Below are 15,889 nucleotides of genomic sequence, written 5' to 3'. Positions count from 1 at the left end.
ACCCTTCGAGATGGTGCGATCAACACAATGGCATCCTAGTGTCTGTCTACCCGTTAGGTGTCGCAGCAAACAATGCTAGCCAGCGACCCGGCTTAGCTTGGTCGCCATGGTAGCCGGGTGCGCCTGCCGCGCGCTTGGTCGAAAGTCATTGCAAACCAAGTCGTTGCCGAGCCGTTGGCGACACGTTAACCTCAGCGAGATCGGTACCCGAATGCCGGGGAGGTGCGGATGCTGTTCCGTCAGCTGGAGTACTTCGTTGCCGTCGCCCAGGAGCGGCACTTCGCCCGGGCCGCCGAGAAGTGCTATGTGTCGCAACCCGCGTTGTCGTCGGCGATTGCCAAGCTGGAACGCGAACTCAACGTCACCCTGATCAACCGCGGGCGCAGCTTCGAGGGCCTCACTCCCGAGGGGGAGCGGCTGGTGGTGTGGGCCAAGCGGATTCTCGCCGAGCACGATGCGTTCAAGGCCGAGGTGGACGCCGTGCGGTCCGGGATCACCGGGACGCTTCGGCTGGGGACGGTTCCGACCGCCTCGACGACGGCGTCGCTAGTGCTGGAGGCCTTCTGTTCGGCACATCCATTGGCAAAGGTGCACATCAGTTCTCGGTTGGCAACCACCGAGTTGTACCGACGGCTGCGCGACTTCGAACTCGACGCTGTCATGGTGCATCCCGTGCCCGAGGACTCGATCGACGTGGATCTAGTTCCGCTGTATGAAGAGCATTTCGTGCTGCTGTCGCCGGCGGACATGTTGCCGCCCGGTGTGTCGACGCTGGGGTGGCGGGACGCCGCGCAACTGCCCCTCGCCTTGCTCACACCGGACATGACGGACCGGCAGGTCATCGACGCGGCTTTCGCCGAACACGCCATCACGGTCAGCCCCCAGGTCGAGACAGACTCCGTGGCTTCGCTGTTTGCACAGGTGGTAACCGGCAACTCGGCGTGTATTGTGCCACACACCTGGTTGTGGATGACGGCGACAAGCGGCGAGGTCCGTGCGGTCGAGCTGGTCGACCCGCCCGTGAAAGTCCAAATCGCCCTTGCCACCAACGCGGCGGGGCCGGGATCCCCGGTGGCGCGCGCGCTCACCACGTGTGCGCAAAGGCTGAAGCTGAACGAATTCTTCGACGCGCAGCTACGAGCGATTGCGCAGCGGCACTAGCTTTTTGCCGCGCTGGTGGGGTTCAGGTTCGCCAGGTGTCCGCTTTCCACTCCCGCGGTCGGGTCGAGTTCGCAGTCGATGATCGCGGGGCCGTTCGACGCAAGCGCCTCGGCGAGCGCCGACTCTAGCTCAGTCGGGGTGGTCACGTGATATCCCTTGCCGCCGAAGGCCTCTGCGATCAGCTCGTGCCGCGCCGCGGCGTTGAGCACGGTGGGGGCGGGGTCCTTTCCGGATGCGGCCGCACCGGTCGCGATCTCGTCGCCGCGGTAGACGCCGCCGTTGTTGAGGATGACGACGGTGACCGGCAGCCGGTAGCGGCAGATGGTTTCGATTTCCATGCCGCTGAAGCCGAACGCGCTGTCACCTTCGATCGCGACGACGGGTCGTCCGGTCTCGACGGCCGCGGCGATCGAGTAGCCCATCCCGATGCCCATCACGCCCCATGTTCCGGTGTCGAGCCGGTGTCGTGGCAACTGAATGTCGATGACGTTGCGGGCCAGGTCCAGCGCGTTGGCGCCTTCGTTGACCACATACACATCCGGGTTACGTTGCAGCACAGCGCGAATCGCGCCAAGAGCGTTGTAAAACCGCATCGGGTGCGGATCTTCGGCCAGCCGCTCCCGCATCTTGTTGTCATTGCGGGCCTTGCGGTCGGTGAGCTCCCTCACCCACGCCGTAGGCGGGATGATCGGATGGGTGGACACCCCGTCCAGCAGGGCCGACATCACCGAACCGATGTCGCCGGTCAGTGGCGCCGCGATCGGCCGGTTGCTGTCAAATTCCGACGCTGCGACATCGACCTGAATGAATTTGACGTCCGCCGACCACTGTGGCGACTCTCCGTGTCCGAGTAGCCAATTCAGCCGGGCTCCGACCAATAGGACCGCGTCGGCGCGGGCTATCGCCAGCGATCGGGCCGCGGCCGCCGACTGCGGATGCGAGTCGGGCAACAGCCCTTTGGCCATCGACATCGGTAGGAAGGGAATGCTGGTCTTTTCGACGAACTCCCGAATCACGTTGTCGGCCTGTGCGTATGCCGCGCCCTTGCCCAGCACTATCAGTGGCCGCTGCGCCTGTGCGAGCACGTCCAGGGCGCGATCGACCGCGTCCGGCGCCGGTAGCTGGCGTGGAGCCGGGTCGACCAGCCGCCAGATAGTGTCGGCAGCGACACGAGCGTCCATGGCTTGGCCGAGCACCTCGCCAGGGATGTCGAGGTAGACACCGCCCGGCCGGCCGGAGATCGCGGTGCGAATGGCTCGAGCGACACCAAGCCCGATGTCCTCGACCCGGCCGATACGGTACGCCGCCTTCGCGAACGGTCGAGCCGCGTTTAACTGGTCGATGTCCTGGTAGTCGCCGCGCTGCAGGTCCACGATTGGGCGCTGGCTCGAACCCGAGATCTGGATCATCGGGAAGCAGTTCGCAGTGGCGTTCGCCAGCGCGGGCAGGCCGTTGAGAAAACCGGGGCCGGACGTCGTCAGGCACACGCCGGGCCGCTGGGTGAGGAACCCGGCGGCCGCGGCCGCATTGCCGGCCGAGGTCTCGTGGCGGAAGCCGATATAGCGGATCCCCGCCGCTTGGGCGGTGCGAGCCAGGTCGGTGATCGGGATGCCGACAACCCCGTAGATGGTGTCGACGTCGTTGGCCTTGAGCGCGTCCACCATGAGGTGGAATCCGTCGGTCAGTCGCGACGATGTGGTCATGGTCATTACTGTTGTCTGGTCATCCAGGCCGTGTCCAAGACCGGGTCGCTATTCGGCGATTCACGCCGTCTATCGAACCTGATGACGCCGCGGATTCCGGGCTCAATAGCTGTCGGCTATTAAGCGTTAGCGGATGGGTATTGGACGTAGCGGCGAGTAGGCGGCTCAATGGGAGCTATTACGGAAGGAGCGCACGCGATGACATCAGACGTGATCACAACCAGCCCGCGTATCGCCGATCTGGTGGCGGCAGCGGCGGCCCGGTTGCCGGATGCGCCGGCGCTGATTGTCACCGCTGACCGCATCGCAGTCACCTACCAGGAGTTGATCCGGTTAGCCGATGACCTGGCCCAGCAGTTGATGCGAGCCGGCCTGATGCCGGGTGACCGCGTGGGGTTGCGGACGGCCAGCAACGCCGAATTCGTCGTCGGGTTGTTGGCGGCATCACGAGCGGATCTGATTGTGGTTCCGTTGGATCCAGCGTTGCCGGTCAGCGACCAGCGCGCCCGCAGCGAGGCTGTGGGAGCCCGGGCTGTGCTCACCGACGGCGAGGGTCCCGGCGATAGCGGAGAGCCGACGGTCCGCTGGTGGCCGATCGCCGTGGCGATCGCCGACGGCACGCGCTCGGTCCACTTGGACGCGGTCACCGAGCCGACTCCGGTCATCTCGGCGCCTGAGGGGCTGCGGCGCGACGACGCCATGATCATGTTCACCGGGGGGACCACCGGGTTTCCCAAAATGGTGCCCTGGACGCACGGAAACATCGCCAGTTCGGTGCGGGCCATTGTTGCCGGGTACCGGATGGGCCCCCAGGACGCGACTGTCGCCGTGATGCCGCTCTACCACGGCCACGGTTTGATGGCCGCGTTGCTGTCCAGCCTGGCGTCCGGCGGGACGGTGTTGCTTCCCGCCGGCGGGCGGTTCTCGGCCCACACGTTCTGGGACGACATAGACGCCGTTGGCGCCACGTGGTACACGGCGGTGCCGACGATTCACCAGATCCTGCTGGAGCGTGTCGGAGCTGAACCGTCAGGACGCAAGCGGGCACTGCGGTTCATCCGCAGTTGTAGCGCGCCGCTCACTTCCGAAGCGGCGCAGGCGCTGCAGACCGAGTTCGCCGCGCCCGTGGTTTGCGCCTTCGGCATGACCGAAGCCACTCACCAAGTGACGACGACGGGTCTCGATCAAAGTGAAAATCCCGCTGAGTCAACCGGTCTCGTCGGCCAATCAACCGGAGCTGAGATCCGTATCGTCGGGCCCGATGGATCGACGTTGCCGACGGGTGCGGTCGGGGAGATTTGGCTCCATGGCAGCGCCATCGTGCGTGGCTACCTGGGCGACCCGAAGATTACCGCTGCGAACTTCACCGACGGTTGGCTGCGTACCGGTGATCTGGGGTCACTGTCGGCGGCCGGTGACCTGAGCATCCGCGGCCGGATCAAGGAACTCATCAACCGGGGGGGTGAGAAGATCTCGCCCGAGCGCGTCGAGGGAATCCTGGCCAGCCATCCCAACGTCATGGAGGCGGCGGTGTTCGGGGTCCCGCACCCGATCTACGGGGAGGCGGTCGCGTCGGCAATCGTGCCCCGCGAGACGGCCCCGACACCGGAGGAACTGACGGCGTTCTGCCGGGACCGGTTGGCGCCCTTCGAGATTCCCGCCAGCTTTGAGGTGACGGCCGAGTTGCCGCATACCGCCAAAGGTTCGCTCGACCGCCGCGCGGTGGCGCAGCAGTTCGGCGGCCAGTAAGCGCGGTTACTGCGACGATGCGAGTGAGCCCCACGCGGCGCGGGCACCGGATTCGCCGACGCGATAGGTCTGCACCAGCGTGGCGGCCGCGGTAGCGATAACCAAGACCGCGACCACCACGTGCGCAGCGGATTTCACGGTACGCCCGCGTGCCTGGTGCAGGTGCACGGCGGCCAGCACGGTGACCGCGGCTACGAGTGTCGCGATGATGTAGACCAGGGTGTCGCCGAGCCTGGCATGGCTGTCGATCGCGGGTGAGTTCCCGATCTTTCCCGCTAGCCACCCACCGGAGCTGGTGGTCAGGGGGGTCACGATCAGCGTGACAGCGCTGAGCACCAGGACCAGCCAGATGAGCCTGCGTCGGGCGGCTGGCCACACCGCGCAGAGGATCGCGAGGATCGCTGCCAGCGGGCCTAGGACAACGACCACATGGTTGAGCAGGATGTGCGCCGGAAGCCCGTTGACCGTCGACATGAGTTCCTACGCGGTTGTCTTCACCTTGGCCGCGGCGGATTCGGGCATGGGCTCATAGCGCGCGAACGAACGGGTGAATGACGCAGCCCCGTGTGCCAGTGAACGCAAGTCGATTGCGTACCGGGTCAATTCGACCTGGGGCACCTCGGCCTTGACCACCGTGCGTTCGTGACCGGCAGTGTCGGTACCGAGTACCCGGCCACGGCGACCGGACAGGTCACCCATCACCGCGCCGACGTAATCGTCGGGCACCAGCACCGAGATCTCGTCGATCGGCTCGAGCAGGATCACCTTCGTCGCGGCTGCCGCTTCCCGCAACGCCAGCGAACCGGCCATCTGGAACGCGAAATCCGAGGAGTCGACGCTGTGCGCCTTACCGTCGAGCAATGTGACCCGGATGTCGACCACCGGATAGCCGGCGTGCACCCCCTTTTCCATCTGGGCGCGGACGCCCTTCTCCACGCTGGGTATGAATTGCCGCGGCACGGCTCCGCCGACCACCTTGTCGAGGAATTCGAAGCCGGCGCCCTCCGGCAGCGGTTCGACCTCGATGTCGCAGACCGCGTACTGGCCGTGCCCGCCGGACTGCTTGATGTGACGGCCATGGCCTTTCGCGTGGCCGCCGAGGGTTTCCCGCAGCGGTACCCGGAGCTCGACCGTGTCGACGGTGACGCCGTATCGATTGGCCAGTGCATCGAGGACAACGCCGGCGTGGGCCTCGCCCATGCACCAGAGCACGACCTGATGGGTCTCCTGGTTCTGCTCGATCCGCAGTGTCGGGTCTTCGGCGGCCAGCCGACCCAACCCCACCGACAACTTGTCCTCGTCGGTCTTGGCGTGTGCCTGAATAGCGATCGGCAGCAGGGGCTCCGGCATGGTCCAGGGTTTGAGGACCAGCGGTTCGGACCTGTCCGACAGCGTGTCGCCGGTCTCGGCCCGGCTCAGTTTGCCGATCGCACAGATGTCACCCGCAACCACTGCTGGGGCTGGACGCTGCTGCTTGCCGAGCGGGAACGACAGGACTCCGATGCGCTCGTCTTCGTCATGGTCGGGATGGGTATGGGCCGCCCCGCCGCCATTGCCGTTGCCTTCCCCGAAAAAGGATGAGAAATGGCCCGACACATGAACCGTCGCGTCCGGCCGGATGGTTCCGGAAAACACCCGCACCAGGCTGACCCTGCCGACGTACGGGTCGGACGTCGTCTTCACGACCTCTGCCAGCAAGGGTGCGTCAACGTCGCAGGCCAACTCGGCATGCGCAGCGCCCTGCGGTGTAAAGACCTCTGGCAGTGGGTGTTCCATCGGCGAGGGAAATCCGCGGGTGGCCACCTCCAGCAATTCCAGGGTTCCGACACCGGTGCTGCTGCACACCGGGATCACCGGGAAAAACGAGGCGTGCGCAACGGCCTTTTCCAGATCCTGAATCAACACCGCTTCGTCTATCGCTTCACCGCCGAGGTAGCGCTCCATCAACGACTCGTCCTCGGACTCTTCGATGATTCCTTCGATCAGGCTGCCGCGCGCCTCCTCAATGCGATCGGCTTCCGATGAGTTCGGGGGCCCCTCGGCCCGCTTGCCGCCGGAGTACGTGTACTGGGTTTGCGACAGCAACCCGATCAGGCCGTCACCGGTGGGCAGGTACAGTGGTAAAACCTTGTCCCCGAACGCGTCTTGCGCGGCGGCCAGTGCCTCCGGGTAGTTCGCCCGAGCGTGGTCGAGTTTGGTGATCACCACCGCTCGCGGCATGCCGACCTGGCTGCATTCCTGCCACAGCGACTTGGTTGGCTCGTCGACACCCTCGTTTGCCGCGATCACGAACAGCGCACAGTCCGCGGCCCGCAACCCGGCGCGCAGTTCACCCACGAAGTCGGCGTAGCCCGGGGTGTCGACGATGTTGACCTTGATGCCGTCGTGCGACAGCGAGGCCACCGCGACGCCAACCGAGCGCTGTTGCCGGATCTCTGCGTCGTCGAAGTCGCAGACCGTGGTGCCGTCCACGATTGAGCCCGGTCGAGACAACACCCCGCCCGCGACCAGTAGGGCCTCGACGAGGGTGGTTTTGCCGCCGCCAGAGGGGCCCACCAGAACCACGTTGCGAACGGATTCCGGACCCTCCGCGGTGGGAGCCGCTCCCGCGCCCTGGGAAGCACTCGCTCTGTCGGCCATGACTTTCCTCCAGTTCCCCCGGGGTGTCCCGCTGATGCGCACGCGGTGTATTCCAGCCCACAGGACGCAGTAGCAACTTTTCCCCCAACCGCCGCGCAACACAAGGCCCGGGCCGATATCGCCCGTGTCAGGCGTGCCAGCTGGACCAGCGGCGTACGGCGACCGCGATTACCGGCCCGTTCAACGGAACTGATTGGTACTGAGGGTATTTGGCGCGCAGCAGTCGGTATCCGGTGTGCATCGCTTCGCCGTCGCGATGGATCGCGGCGATGCCGTCGACCCGAACCCACCACAATTGCGTCCAATCATCGGCGTAGTGGTCGACGAGCACGCTGGCCTGGGGATTGGTCTCGATGTTGGTCAGACGGCGCAGCCGTTGTGTTGTTTTCGGCTTGGCGTCGACGGCGGTGTAGACGACGTCGTGGTCTACGGCAAATACCACTGGAACCAGGTGCGGCATGCCGTCGGGCGTGATGGTGGCCAGTCGTGCCACCAGGGCCTGGGTGAACCTGACCTTCGGGTCGAATTCGGCCACCGGGTCAGCTTAGAGCGGGAGGTGTGGTCTGCCTGGTGACGTAGCCGCCCACCGATTATCGTTGCCGCCCGCCGATTATGTCGACCCGTTCATCCCGTCCTCGCCGAGCAGCTGACCTCCGTTGCCGCCGGTGCCGGGGCTGCCCATCGTTGCGCCAGTGCCTGCGTTGCCACCGTTGCCCCCGCTGCAGAGGTAGATTAGTGGTGCTGGCGAAGTCTCGTGTAGACGCGCAGTCGCGGCTCAGCTATTTTTTTTTGTGACGGCTCGGCGGCACAGCAGAATCGCACAAAGGGAGTGGGGCGGGACGGGCGAGTGGGGAAAAAAAGAGGGGAACGAACCGGCCGGCCGCCCCCCCCCCCCCCCCCGACTCCGCCGACCCCGTTGTGGCTCCGATGGGCAGCGACCCGCCGATGCCTCCCGCGCCACCGGTGCCGAACAGCAACCCGCCAGCGCCACCATTACCGCCGGCCCCGACGGTAGCGCCGCTCGCACCGGCCCCACCGGCCCCGCCATTGCCGATCAGCCCGGCGGCCCCGCCATTGCCTCCGGCGAGATGCGAGCCGCCGCCGGACCCTCCGGCCCCGCCGTTGCCGAACAAGATCCCGCCCGGGGCACCGTCCTGCCCGGTTCCGGGGGCCCCGTTGGCCCCGTTGCCGATCAGCGGCCGTCCCAATAGCGCCTGGGTGGGCGCATTCACCGCGCCCAGCAAAGTCTGTAGCGGTGAGGTGTTGGTGGCCTCTGCAGTCGCATACCAGCCCGCGGCATCATGTAAGGCCTGCGCAAACTGCTGATGAAACGCTGTGGCCTGCGCGCTGAGGGTCTGATATCCCTGGGCGTGCGAGGAAAACAGCGCCGCGATGCCCGCCGACACCTGATCGACGGCTGCGGGCAGCACACTGATCGTTGGGGCGGCCGCCGCGGCGTTGGCCGCGCTGATCGCCGAAGCGATACTCCGCAAATCCGTCGCCGCCGCGACCAGCGTCTCCGGTGCCGCGATCACAAACGACATGTGAATCCTCCTGCAGCTCATGACAAGCCGGAGACTGCCCGGCCCGCCAGCGACCAATGGCGAGCAGGACTCTATCGCGACCCTCGGCAAATTGACCGAGTTTTCCCAATATGCAAACCAACCTCTGACCTGGCCAATGGTCAGCCGACATGCCTGCGGTTCGCTGATCGGTTTTGATTAGGTTGGCGTCATGCCGGCGGAGACACAGATCGCCAATCTCCTGTATCGCTATGCCGAATGCATCGACGGCGGCGACTTGGCGGCGGCGGCCGCGCTCTTCGAGCACGCACGGATCCGGATCGGTGCGGACGAAACCATTGACGCGGCGCGGCTGCTAGACATCTGGAAGTCGTTGATTGTGCTCTATCCGGACGGAACGCCGCGAACCAAGCACCTGGTCAGCAATCCGATCGTCGAGGTCGACGAGGACGCTGGTACCGCACGTTGCCGCAGTTACTACACGGTGCTACAGCAAACCGAAGAGCTGCCGCTGCAGCCGATTGTCGCCGGCCGCTACCACGACCATTTCGAACGCGTCGACGGCCAGTGGCGCTTCTCGTATCGGGACCTCACCCTCATCGACATGGTCGGCAACCTCAGCCACCACCTCAGGTATCCCATTACGCCGGTCCCGCCGGGACCCGGGGCCTGACGGGGGCTTACCAAGCGACTTCGATCGCGATCTGGACTACGGTGGATAGGTAAAGTTACGCCGCCCGGACCCCAAGGGCTGGGACTATTCCGACTCTTACCCCGACGCAGGAGGTTACGGGATGAGCAAATCGCGCCACCGTTCGCTCAGGTGGACATGGTTGGTGGCCGTGCTTGCGGTGCTTGGCGTTGGTCTGGCCACGCCGCCGGTGCCCGCGCAGGCAGCCCCGGTCAAGAACTTCCCGGCGCTGCCACTCGACCCCGTAGCCGCCGTCGCCCAGGTGGGCCCGCAGGTGGTCAATATCAACACCAAACTGGGCTACAACAACGCGGTAGGAGCCGGTACGGGCATCGTCATCGATCCCAACGGCGTCGTGCTGACCAATAATCACGTGATCTCTGGCGCCACCGACATCAGCGCGTTCAGTGTCGCCGACGGCCGAACCTATGGCGTCGACGTCGTGGGTTACGACCGCTCCCAAGACATTGCGGTGCTGCAGCTTCGTGGTGCCGGTGGCCTGCCCAGCGCCGCGATCGGTGGTGGGGTCACGGTGGGCGAGCCGGTCGTGGCCATGGGCAACACCGGTGGGCAAGGCGGAACGCCGCGTGCGCTGGCCGGCAAGGTGGTTGCTGTCGGCCAGACCGTACAGGCATCCGACGCCCTTACCGGCGCCGAAGAAACGCTGAACGGGTTGATCCAATTCGACGCCGCGATCCAGCCCGGCGACTCGGGTGGGCCGGTCGTCAACAATGCTGGGCAGGTGGTCGGCATCAACACGGCCGCTTCCGAAAACTTCCAGCTGTCCCAGGGCGGGCAGGGCTTTGCCATCCCGATAGGTCAGGCGATGTCGGTCGCCGGCCAGATCCGGTCTGGCGGCGGATCGCCCACCGTGCATGTTGGACCAACGGCCTTCCTCGGCCTCGGCGTTGTCGACAACAACGGCAACGGCGCGAAGGTGCAACGCGTGGTGGGCAGCGCTCCCGCCGCGTCCGTCGGGATCTCCAACGGTGACGTGATCACCGCGATCGACGGCGTGCCGATCAACTCGGCCACCGCGATGTCGGATGCGCTCACTCCGCACCACCCCGGGGACGTGGTCTCGATTAGCTGGACATCCAAGTCGGGCGTTGCGCGCACCGAGAACGTGACCTTGGCGGAGGGGCCGCCGGCCTAACCTGCCCTCCTGTGAGCCAATTCGTTTGGTGCCAGGCGTGATTCATAGCTTGTTCCGGGCGTGATTCCGATAGTCGCACCTCGGGTACCCATGGCATCGTGGAATCGATGAACGACGAGGGGGACGCCTTCAGGCAGGATCCAGAGCACCATCCCGCAGAGGGCAGTCACGTCGAAGGAGGCGTGGTCGAGCATCCGACTGCCGAGGACTTCGGCAACGCGGCCATCTTGCCCGCGGACCCGACCTGGTTCAAGCACGCGGTGTTCTACGAGGTGCTGGTACGGGCGTTCTTCGATGCCAGCGCGGACGGTTCCGGTGACCTGCGTGGACTTATCGACCGCCTGGACTATCTGCAGTGGCTCGGCATCGACTGCATCTGGCTGCCGCCGTTTTATGACTCACCGCTGCGTGACGGTGGCTATGACATCCGGGACTTCTACAAGGTGCTGGCCGAATTCGGGACCGTCGACGACTTCGTCGCACTCGTCGACGCCGCACACCGGCGTGGCATCCGGGTCATCACCGACCTGGTGATGAATCACACCTCCGAGTCGCACCCGTGGTTCCAGGAGTCACGTCACGACCCCGACGGACCCTACGGTGAGTACTACGTCTGGAGCGACACCAGCGAGAAGTACACCGACGCCCGGATCATCTTCGTCGACACCGAAGAATCGAACTGGACGTTCGATCCGGTTCGCCGCCAGTTTTATTGGCACCGGTTCTTCTCCCACCAGCCGGACCTGAATTACGACAACCCGGCCGTGCAGGAGGCGATGATCGATGTCCTGCGCTTCTGGCTCGGCCTGGGGATCGACGGGTTTCGTCTGGACGCGGTGCCATACCTCTTCGAACGGGAGGGCACCAACTGCGAGAACCTGCCCGAGACGCACGCCTTCCTCAAGCGCGTCCGCAAGGTGGTGGACGACGAATTCCCGGGCCGGGTGCTGCTGGCCGAGGCCAACCAGTGGCCAGCCGATGTCGTCGAGTATTTCGGCGAAGCCAGCACCGGCGGCGACGAATGCCACATGGCCTTTCACTTCCCGCTGATGCCGCGCATCTTCATGGCGGTCCGCCGCGAATCGCGGTTTCCGATCTCGGAGATCCTGGCGCAGACGCCGCCCATCCCGGAAATGGCTCAGTGGGGAATCTTCCTGCGCAACCATGACGAGTTGACGTTGGAAATGGTCACCGACGAAGAACGTGACTACATGTATTCGGAGTACGCCAAGGATCCGCGGATGAAGGCGAATGTCGGAATCCGCCGCCGCCTGGCGCCGCTGCTGGAAAACGACCGCAATCAGATGCAGTTGTTCACCGCACTACTACTTTCGCTGCCCGGCTCGCCGGTGTTGTATTACGGCGACGAAATCGGCATGGGTGACGTCATCTGGCTCGGGGACCGCGATGGAGTGCGGACTCCGATGCAGTGGACACCGGACCGCAACGCCGGATTCTCCACCGCCACCCCGGGCCGGCTCTCCCTGCCGCCGAGCCAAGACCCGGTCTACGGCTACCAGGCCGTCAACGTCGAGGCGCAACGCGACACCTCGACATCGTTGCTCAACTGGACCCGCACCATGCTCGCCGTGCGGCGCCGCCACGCCGCGTTCGCCGTCGGGTCATTCGACGAACTGGGTGGGTCTAACCCGTCGGTCCTCGCGTTTGTGCGAGAAACCCGAGCTAACGACGGTGCCGAGCGTGACGTGGTGCTGTGCGTCAACAACCTGTCGCGGTTCCCCCAGCCCATCGAACTGAACCTGCAGCAGTGGAACAACTACACACCCGTCGAGTTGACCGGGCAGGTCGAGTTTCCACGTATCGGGCACCTGCCGTACCTACTGACACTTCCAGGACACGGGTTCTACTGGTTCCAGTTGTCCGCATCCGAGGAGGAGCAATGACCCGCCCCGGCGACGATCCAGAGCACGCCACGCTGTCAGCCAAGTTGCCCTGGTCAGAATGGCTTCCGCAGCAACGGTGGTATGCGGGACGCAACCGCGAACTGTCGTCCGCCGCGCCCGGCGTAGTGGTGCAATTGCGAGATGATCTGGACCTCGTGCTAGTCGACGTCGGCTATACCGACGGCTCCGCGGAGCGGTACCAGGTGATCGTCGGGTGGGATTCCGAACCGGTCTCCGAGTACAGTGCGCTGGCCACCATTGGCTCCGCTGACGATCACACCGCTTTCGACGCGCTGTATGACGGCGCGTCCGCCCAGTATCTGCTGTCGCTGATCGATTCGTCGGCGGTCCGCGGTTCGTCCGACGCCGAGGTGACGTTTGCCAGGGAGCCAGACGTCGAGCTCCCGCTGGAAGCGTTTCCCCGAGTATCAGATGCCGAGCAGAGCAACACCAGCGTGATATTCGATCGCGCACCGGCGGCCATCTTCAAGGTGTTCCGCCGGGTCAGCCGCGGGATCAATCCGGATATCGAGCTCAACCGGGTGCTTGGCCGGGCCGGCAACCCGCATGTGGCCCGGCTGCTCGGCAGCTACGAGATCGCTTGGCGGGATGGCGGATCCGGTGCAGATCCTGACGCGGTGTGTCCGCTGGGTATGGCGACGGCGTTCGCAGCCAATGCCGCCGAAGGCTGGGCGATGGCCACCGCCAGCGTTCGTGACCTGTTCGCCGAAGGCGACCTGTACGCCCACGAGGTCGGCGGGGACTTCGCCGGAGAGTCCTATCGGCTTGGCGAAGCGGTCGCATCGGTGCACGCCACCCTGGCCGACCGCCTCGGAACGGCGCAGGCGGAGTTTCCCGTGGACCATGTGCTGGCCAGGTTGTCGTCGGCCGCGGCGGCGGTGCCCGAACTGAGGGAGTATTTCACCACCATCGAAGAACGATTCGGCAAGCTCGCGGGTGAAACGATCACCGTTCAGCGGGTGCACGGGGATCTGCATCTCGGACAAGTACTGCGCACTCCGGAGAGCTGGCTGCTGATCGACTTCGAAGGTGAGCCTGGTCAGCCCCTCGACGAACGGCGAGCACCGGATTCGCCACTGCGGGACGTGGCCGGCGTATTGCGCTCGTTCGAATACGCGGCCTACGGGCCGCTGGTGGACCAGGGCAGCGACAAGCAACTGGCCGCCCGCGCCCGGGAATGGGTCGAGCGCAACCGCACCGCGTTCTGCGACGGCTATGCGGCCGCCTCCGGCATCGACCCGCGAGATTCGGCGTTGCTGCTGGCCGCATACGAACTCGACAAGGCCGTCTATGAGACGGGGTATGAGTCGCGGCACCGGCCGACCTGGTTGCCGATTCCGCTGCGGTCGATCGCGCGCCTGACGGCCTAGCTGGCCGCTCGGCCGGCACACACCGCGAGTGTCTGGCAGCATGCTCGTGTGCAAAAGGAGATCTACGACAGCGAGGCGAGATTGTCCTGGGTGCTGGCGGGGCTGGCCGGCGTATTGGGGGCAACTGCATTCACTCACTCCGCCGGATACTTCGTGACCTTCATGACCGGGAATTCGCAGCGCGCAGTGTTGGGCGTCTTCCGTGACGATGTGTGGATGTCGATTACCGCATCGTTGCTCATTGTGTGTTTCGTTGCCGGCGTGGTGATCGCGTCGGTGTGCCGCCGCCATTTCTGGGTGGCGCATCCGCACGGGCCGACCGTGCTGACCACGTTCTGTCTGGTGTTCGCCACGGCGCTTGACATCGTCGTTGGTGGCTGGGACGAGGGCATGGTTGATTTCGTGCCGATCCTGTTCGTGGTCTTCGGTATTGGCGCGTTGAACACCTCGTTCGTCAAAGACGGCGAGGTGTCGGTCCCGTTGAGCTATGTGACCGGCACCTTGGTCAAGATGGGCCAGGGTATCGAGCGCCACATCGCCGGCGGCAAAGTGGAGGACTGGCTCGGGTACTTCCTGCTCCAGGCCAGTTTCACCGTGGGCGCCGCCGTCGGCGGCGCCATCAGCGTGATGGTCACCGGATCCCAGATGCTGGCGGTCGCCTCGATCATTTGCGCTGCGACAACGGGTTACACCTATTTCCACGCCGACCGGCGAGGTTTGTTGCGTTAGCCACCGGCAAAAGAACATCGGCAGCAGCGCTGGCCGTTGCGCTGCTGCCGATGCTGGCTGGGTTATCTCAGGCGGGTCCGACCGGGGTGAGGGCTGGTGCCGGGGCAGCCGGGGCAGCCGGGGCGGCCGGGGCGGGTGCTGCGGGTGCGGCGTTGAGCACCTGCAGGATGTCGGGCTTCATGGCGACCAGCTGTTGGTTCCAGTAGGGCCACGAGTGTGTCCCATTGGTCGGGAAGTTGAACACGCCGTTTCGTCCACCCGAAGCCTGGTAGGTGTCCTTGAAGGTTTGGTTGGTGCGCAGTGTGAGGCCTTCCAGGAACTTCGCCGGCATGTTGTCGCCACCCAAGTCGCTCGGTGTGCCATTACCGCAGTAGACCCAGATCCGGGTGTTGTTGGCCACCAGGCGCGGAATCTGAACCATCGGGTCGTTGCGCTTCCAGGCCGGATCGCTTGACGGGCCCCACATACTGTTGGCGCTGTAGCCGCCCGAGTCGTTCATCGCCAGGCCGATCAGCGTCGGCCACCAGCCCTCGGATGGGTTGAGGAAGCCTGACAATGACGCTGCGTACGGGAACTGTTGCGGGTAGTACGCGGCGAGGATCAGCGATGAGCCGCCGGACATCGAAAGCCCCACTGCCGCATTGCCGGTCGGCGAAAGGCCCTTGTTGGCCTGCAGCCAGGCGGGCATCTCCCGGGTCAGGAAGGTCTCCCACTTGTAGGTGTAGTTTTGGCCGTTACCCGACGAAGGCTGGTACCAGTCGCTGTAGAAACTGGACTGGCCGCCGACGGGCATGACCACCGATAGGCCGGACTGGTAGTACTCCTCGAAGGCCGGGGTGTTGATGTCCCAGCCGCTGTAGTCGTCCTGTGCGCGAAGGCCGTCGAGCATATAGACCGCGTGCGGCCCGCCACCCTGAAACTGGACCTTGATGTTGCGGCCCATCGACGGCGACGGCACCTGGAGGTATTCCACCGGGAGGCCCGGCCGGGAGAATGCTCCCGCGGTCGCCGAACCGCCGACGGCGCTGACGAGCCCGGTCAACAGGGCAGCCCCGATAGCCACGATAGCCAGCCGGCGCGGCGCACTGGCCGCTGCGCAACGCAACCTCGGCACCTCTGTCAAGAACGACATAGTTCCACCCATCCCAACTTTCATCGTCTTTTGGTGCCGCGCACCACGGTCGAATCCGTTCTGGGGGAGTGAAACACAGCTGCGACGCACAGTTCGCTTGTCACGGCCGC

At 65.3% G+C, this 15,889-nt stretch carries 12 protein-coding genes and 2 pseudogenes; 7 read left to right on the top strand and 7 right to left on the bottom strand.

Translation table 11 applies throughout. The annotated features are described in order from the left end of the window. The first annotated feature begins 228 nt into the window (after positions 1–228). Positions 229–1,161, top strand: coding sequence for a LysR family transcriptional regulator (locus tag MSIMFI_RS05195; protein ID WP_191496399.1), 933 nt, complete (start codon positions 229–231; stop codon positions 1,159–1,161). Here MSIMFI_RS05195 and oxc read toward each other — a convergent pair. After that, positions 1,158–2,864 (bottom strand): oxalyl-CoA decarboxylase, encoded by a 1,707-nt coding sequence (gene oxc / locus MSIMFI_RS05190; protein ID WP_263597330.1) that lies wholly within the window; start codon positions 2,862–2,864, stop codon positions 1,158–1,160. The genes MSIMFI_RS05195 and oxc overlap by 4 nt on opposite strands. 198 nt (positions 2,865–3,062) lie before the next feature. Between oxc and MSIMFI_RS05185 the strand changes: the two genes are divergently transcribed. Beyond that, complete coding sequence (locus tag MSIMFI_RS05185; protein WP_191496397.1) at positions 3,063–4,613, top strand: FadD7 family fatty acid--CoA ligase; 1,551 nt, start codon at positions 3,063–3,065, stop codon at positions 4,611–4,613. 6 nt (positions 4,614–4,619) lie between these two features. Here MSIMFI_RS05185 and MSIMFI_RS05180 read toward each other — a convergent pair whose 3' ends face one another. The 5 genes and pseudogenes from MSIMFI_RS05180 to MSIMFI_RS29560 all read right to left on the bottom strand — a co-directional run. Then, positions 4,620–5,087, bottom strand: a complete 468-nt coding sequence (locus tag MSIMFI_RS05180; RefSeq protein WP_191496396.1) for a DUF2231 domain-containing protein — start codon at positions 5,085–5,087, stop codon at positions 4,620–4,622. Positions 5,088–5,093: 6 nt separating this feature from the next. Next, positions 5,094–7,253, bottom strand: coding sequence for an elongation factor G-like protein EF-G2 (locus MSIMFI_RS05175; protein ID WP_191496395.1), 2,160 nt, complete (start codon positions 7,251–7,253; stop codon positions 5,094–5,096). Between the two features lie 127 nt (positions 7,254–7,380). Continuing rightward, positions 7,381–7,788, bottom strand: a complete 408-nt coding sequence (locus tag MSIMFI_RS05170; RefSeq protein WP_191496394.1) for a TIGR03668 family PPOX class F420-dependent oxidoreductase — start codon at positions 7,786–7,788, stop codon at positions 7,381–7,383. 350 nt (positions 7,789–8,138) lie between these two features. Then, positions 8,139–8,494 (bottom strand): annotated as a pseudogene (locus tag MSIMFI_RS29565) (PGRS repeat-containing protein); the annotation flags it as partial. An 81-nt stretch (positions 8,495–8,575) separates the two neighbouring features. Beyond that, positions 8,576–8,797: pseudogene (locus MSIMFI_RS29560) on the bottom strand (PE family protein); the annotation flags it as partial. A gap of 190 nt (positions 8,798–8,987) precedes the next feature. Between MSIMFI_RS29560 and MSIMFI_RS05160 the strand changes: the two are divergent. From MSIMFI_RS05160 to MSIMFI_RS05140, 5 genes are all read left to right on the top strand, one after another. Then, positions 8,988–9,449: a nuclear transport factor 2 family protein gene (locus MSIMFI_RS05160; RefSeq protein WP_191496392.1), complete on the top strand. Its 462-nt coding sequence runs from the start codon at positions 8,988–8,990 to the stop codon at positions 9,447–9,449. A gap of 121 nt (positions 9,450–9,570) precedes the next feature. Beyond that, positions 9,571–10,623: a S1C family serine protease gene (locus tag MSIMFI_RS05155; protein ID WP_186241093.1), complete on the top strand. Its 1,053-nt coding sequence runs from the start codon at positions 9,571–9,573 to the stop codon at positions 10,621–10,623. Between the two features lie 107 nt (positions 10,624–10,730). Beyond that, complete coding sequence (treS, locus tag MSIMFI_RS05150) at positions 10,731–12,527, top strand: maltose alpha-D-glucosyltransferase (protein WP_191496391.1); 1,797 nt, start codon at positions 10,731–10,733, stop codon at positions 12,525–12,527. Further along, positions 12,524–13,918 (top strand): maltokinase N-terminal cap-like domain-containing protein, encoded by a 1,395-nt coding sequence (locus MSIMFI_RS05145; RefSeq protein ID WP_191496390.1) that lies wholly within the window; start codon positions 12,524–12,526, stop codon positions 13,916–13,918. Before treS ends, MSIMFI_RS05145 begins: the two co-directional genes overlap by 4 nt. A gap of 48 nt (positions 13,919–13,966) precedes the next feature. Next, the gene (locus tag MSIMFI_RS05140) at positions 13,967–14,647 is read left to right on the top strand and encodes a YoaK family protein (protein ID WP_191496389.1); all 681 of its coding nucleotides are present in this window, start codon (positions 13,967–13,969) and stop codon (positions 14,645–14,647) included. Positions 14,648–14,714: 67 nt separating this feature from the next. On the opposite strand, the gene ag85C is transcribed toward MSIMFI_RS05140, so the two are convergent. Continuing rightward, complete coding sequence (gene ag85C / locus MSIMFI_RS05135) at positions 14,715–15,779, bottom strand: diacylglycerol acyltransferase/mycolyltransferase Ag85C (protein ID WP_191496388.1); 1,065 nt, start codon at positions 15,777–15,779, stop codon at positions 14,715–14,717. Positions 15,780–15,889 lie beyond the last annotated feature (110 nt).

The organism is Mycobacterium simulans, assembly GCF_900232995.1.
Taxonomy (GTDB): domain Bacteria; phylum Actinomycetota; class Actinomycetes; order Mycobacteriales; family Mycobacteriaceae; genus Mycobacterium; species Mycobacterium simulans.
This window is presented reverse-complemented; position numbering and strand designations above follow the sequence as displayed.

What these genes read in the sequence shown, in the direction of transcription:
- MSIMFI_RS05195 (WP_191496399.1), top strand. Translation starts at nt 229, where the DNA reads ATGCTGTTCCGTCAGCTGGAGTACTTCGTTGCCGTCGCCCAGGAGCGG.
- oxc (WP_263597330.1), bottom strand. Translation starts at nt 2,864, where the DNA reads ATGACCACATCGTCGCGACTGACCGACGGATTCCACCTCATGGTGGAC.
- MSIMFI_RS05185 (WP_191496397.1), top strand. Translation starts at nt 3,063, where the DNA reads ATGACATCAGACGTGATCACAACCAGCCCGCGTATCGCCGATCTGGTG.
- MSIMFI_RS05180 (WP_191496396.1), bottom strand. Translation starts at nt 5,087, where the DNA reads ATGTCGACGGTCAACGGGCTTCCGGCGCACATCCTGCTCAACCATGTG.
- MSIMFI_RS05175 (WP_191496395.1), bottom strand. Translation starts at nt 7,253, where the DNA reads ATGGCCGACAGAGCGAGTGCTTCCCAGGGCGCGGGAGCGGCTCCCACC.
- MSIMFI_RS05160 (WP_191496392.1), top strand. Translation starts at nt 8,988, where the DNA reads ATGCCGGCGGAGACACAGATCGCCAATCTCCTGTATCGCTATGCCGAA.
- MSIMFI_RS05155 (WP_186241093.1), top strand. Translation starts at nt 9,571, where the DNA reads ATGAGCAAATCGCGCCACCGTTCGCTCAGGTGGACATGGTTGGTGGCC.
- treS (WP_191496391.1), top strand. Translation starts at nt 10,731, where the DNA reads ATGAACGACGAGGGGGACGCCTTCAGGCAGGATCCAGAGCACCATCCC.
- MSIMFI_RS05145 (WP_191496390.1), top strand. Translation starts at nt 12,524, where the DNA reads ATGACCCGCCCCGGCGACGATCCAGAGCACGCCACGCTGTCAGCCAAG.
- ag85C (WP_191496388.1), bottom strand. Translation starts at nt 15,779, where the DNA reads ATGTCGTTCTTGACAGAGGTGCCGAGGTTGCGTTGCGCAGCGGCCAGT.